The sequence below is a fragment of the Polynucleobacter sp. 39-46-10 genome, from assembly GCF_002282275.1.
In genome coordinates, this window is the sequence record NZ_NCJB01000245.1 from 1 (window position 1) to 3,678 (window position 3,678).

Annotated in this window: 3 protein-coding genes; all 3 read right to left on the reverse strand. The window is 46.3% G+C overall.

Features of this window, described 5'->3' with window-relative positions; all coding sequences use genetic code 11:
* Positions 1–59 precede the first annotated feature (59 nt).
* A complete protein-coding gene (gene nuoI, locus B7X71_RS13590) occupies positions 60–551 on the reverse strand; it encodes an NADH-quinone oxidoreductase subunit NuoI (RefSeq protein ID WP_215303350.1) in 492 nt (163 codons plus the stop codon).
* Between the two features lie 11 nt (positions 552–562).
* Positions 563–1,636, reverse strand: coding sequence for an NADH-quinone oxidoreductase subunit NuoH (gene nuoH, locus B7X71_RS13595; protein ID WP_293601021.1), 1,074 nt, complete (start codon positions 1,634–1,636; stop codon positions 563–565).
* Positions 1,637–1,644: 8 nt separating this feature from the next.
* Positions 1,645–3,678, reverse strand: a 2,034-nt coding sequence (gene nuoG / locus B7X71_RS13600; protein WP_293601022.1) for an NADH-quinone oxidoreductase subunit NuoG, incomplete at its 5' end; no start/stop codon positions are given.

The window sequence follows — 3,678 nt, forward strand, 5'->3', positions numbered from 1 at the left end:
AAGAAGACTGCAAAGAGTGTAGAAGTATCGAATGTCATATGTCGTTTTGCTTTATTCGATTAACGATAAGGCGCATCAGCTGCGCGGTTAGCGGCAATATCTTTTTCATACTTATCGCCTACAGCCAAAAGCATTTCTTTGGTGAAGTACAAATCTCCACGCTTATCTCCGAAATACTCAAAAATATTCGTTTCAACAATAGCGTCTACTGGGCAAGCTTCTTCGCAAAAGCCACAGAAAATACACTTAGTTAAATCAATGTCATATCGGCTGGTGCGACGAGTACCATCATCACGCTCAGCGGTTTCAATCGTAATGGCATAGGCAGGACATACTGCCTCACACAATTTGCAACCAATACAACGCTCTTCCCCATTTTCATAACGGCGCAAAGCATGCAAACCGCGGAAGCGCACAGACTGTGGAGTCTTCTCTTCTGGATATTGAACAGTAATTTTTGGCTTAAAAAGATAGCGACCGGTAATCGACATACCAGTCAAAATATCTTTGAGCATCAAGCTATCGAGGAATTGGGAAATTTTCTTAAACATGATTGATCAACTTATTTCCAAATATTCCATGGAGATACAACCCAGGCGCCAACGACAACCACCCAGAATACGCAGATGGGAATAAAGATCTTCCAACCCAAACGCATGATTTGGTCATAGCGATAGCGCGGCAATGTGGCACGCAACCAAATGACGCAAGACAAGAGGAAGAAGGTTTTAGCAAACAACCAGAAGAAGCCTGGGATATCACGAAGGATTGGCAAATCAACAATTGGTAACCAGCCGCCCAAGAACATCGTTGCAGATAATGCAGCAATCAAGATCATATTGGCATATTCAGCCAAGAAGAACATTGCAAATGCCATGCCTGAATACTCGACCATATGGCCAGCAACAATCTCAGACTCACCCTCAACCACGTCAAATGGATGGCGATTGGTTTCAGCTACACCAGAGATAAAGTAAATCACGAACATTGGGAGCAATGGCAACCAATTCCAAGAAAGGAAGTTCAATCCCATACCAGCAAAATAACCCTGCTCTTGGGAAGCAACGATGCTACTCAGATTCAAAGAACCTGAAGTCAGTAATACGGTGACCAATGCAAAACCCATCGCAATTTCGTAAGAAATCATTTGCGCTGAAGCACGCATTGCGCCAAGGAAAGGATATTTGGAGTTAGATGACCAACCGGCCAAGATTACGCCATAAACACCAATAGATGAGATTGCCATGACGTACAGTAAACCTGCGTTGACATCCGCCAAGACCATTTTTGCTTGGAAGGGGATGACTGCCCATGCAGCAAAAGCTGGCATGATCACCATCACCGGTGCAATGAAATACAACACTTTGCTAGACCGAGTAGGAGAAATAATCTCCTTCATGAGCAACTTCAAAGCGTCAGCAATAGGTTGTAGCAAACCTAATGGACCAACACGGTTTGGTCCGAGTCGGATATGCATCCAGCCGATTAACTTACGTTCCCAAAGAGTCATGTATGCAACGGCGCCAAACATTGGCAACACGATGATCACGATACGTACCAAAGCCCAAACGAGTGGCCATAGTGAGCCAAAGAAGGCCTCACCTTGGGTGGTAACGAGGTTCAAGAAATTATCCATCTCGTCCCTTATGCCTTGCTAACAGTTACAGGACCAAACATTGATCCCAATTTAGCGCTAGCCATAGTGCCCGCAGAAATTCTGACAGCGCCCTGAGCTAAATTCGCCTCCAATGTGGCCGGCAAATCTACGGACTGACTATCTTGAGTCACTCGCACAGCATCGCCCTCTTTCAAGCCCAACTCATTAAAGAGCGCTTGACCTAATCCAACTTGATTGCCGCGCTTAGCATCGCGCGTTAACTGCAGTGCTGATGAACGGCGGACGATTTGGTCGCCGGCGTAAATACCAACATCAGATAAACGCTCTAAACCTGCTGCTACAGCTGCGCTTCCATTAGTCAATCCGCTTGCAGTAGATTGATTTGATAGCTTAGTGCAATAGTTTTCACCAAGCGCTTCACCCAATACCTCTTCAGGCATGTTGTACAGGAAGCCATCTAAATTCAATAAGCCGCCTAAAACACGCAACACTTTCCATGCTGGACGAGAATCACCCAAAGGCTTTACCGCTGGTTGAATTGTTTGCGCACGGCCTTCTGAGTTAATGAAAGTAGAAACCGTCTCTGTGAATGTAGAGATCGGCAGAATGACATCGGCTACCTCAAGGAGGTCAGCACTCTTATATGCACTCAAGGCAATCACTGTATTGGCTTTAGCCAAAGCAGCACGCGCTTGCGTAGGATTAGGCAGGTCAGCGTCTGGCTCGATATTCATCAAGATGACAGCACGACGCTCACCAGAAAGAACTGATTCAACGCCCACACCATTAGCCTTGACTAAGCTAGCACCGACAGCATTACCGCCAATAGGCAAGAAGCCTAAAGTAGCGCCAGTTTGCTCAGCAATGAATTGCGCCAAGACATGTAAGTCAGATGCTTGTGGATGGGCGACTGCAGCAGATCCTAGCAATACTGAAGTAGACGTACCAGACAGCAGGCTATCCGCAATCTTTTGTGCAGTAGCAGAAACTGTTAAGTTAGGCGTGCCTGCTGGAGCAGTTGCAGATTTTGCTTTAGCCACAGCCAAGGCAACTTCACTTAATGTATTGAGCCATGCGCTTGGAGTTGCAGCAATACCAGTAGCAGGAATCAACCAGTCATCACCACCTGCATCAATACGTGAGACTTGCAAGCCACGCTTTGTACCGGCACGTAAACGGGCGGCAATCAATGGCTGCTCTTTACGCAAGAAGCTACCAATTAACAACACGCGATCGAGCTCACTTAATTTGCTAATCGGCATACCCAACCATGGGGCTGAAGCTGCGCCTTTGACGTCAGTTTGACGCAAACGAGTCTCAACTTGATTCGAACCCAAACCGCGAATCATTTTTTGAAGCAAGAACAACTCTTCAGTACTGGAGATTGGGTGCGCTAATGCAGCAACTGCTTGGGGACCACTATCAGATGAAATAGTTTTTAGTGAATGGGCAACATAATCCAGCGCAGATTGCCAATCGGTCTCTAACCACTGACCGCCCTGCTTCACCATTGGGGTAGTTACACGATCAGCGCTGTTCAAGCCTTCGTAGGCGAAGCGATCACGATCACTAATCCAGCATTCATTAATTGCATCATTCTCTAAAGCAACAACGCGCATTACTTTATTAGCTTTTGTTTGAATAGTCGTATTAGCACCCAGACTGTCATGAGGACTAACTGAACGCTTGCGGCCTAATTCCCAAGTACGTGCGGCGTAGCGGAAAGGCTTGCTAGTTAATGCGCCAACAGGACACAGGTCGATCATGTTTCCAGAAAGTTCAGAATCAATAGTCTGACCTGCAAAAGTAGTGATTTCAGAATGCTCACCGCGATTGACCATGCCCAATTCCATGACGCCGGCAACTTCTTGGCCAAAACGTACGCAACGGGTGCAATGAATACAACGTGTCATCTCTTGCATAGAGATAAGAGGACCAACATTCTTGTGGAATACAACACGCTTCTCTTCTTCGTAGCGTGAATTGGATTTACCGTAACCCACTGCTAAATCTTGTAACTGGCACTCACCACCTTGATCGCAAATTGGGCAATCCAATGG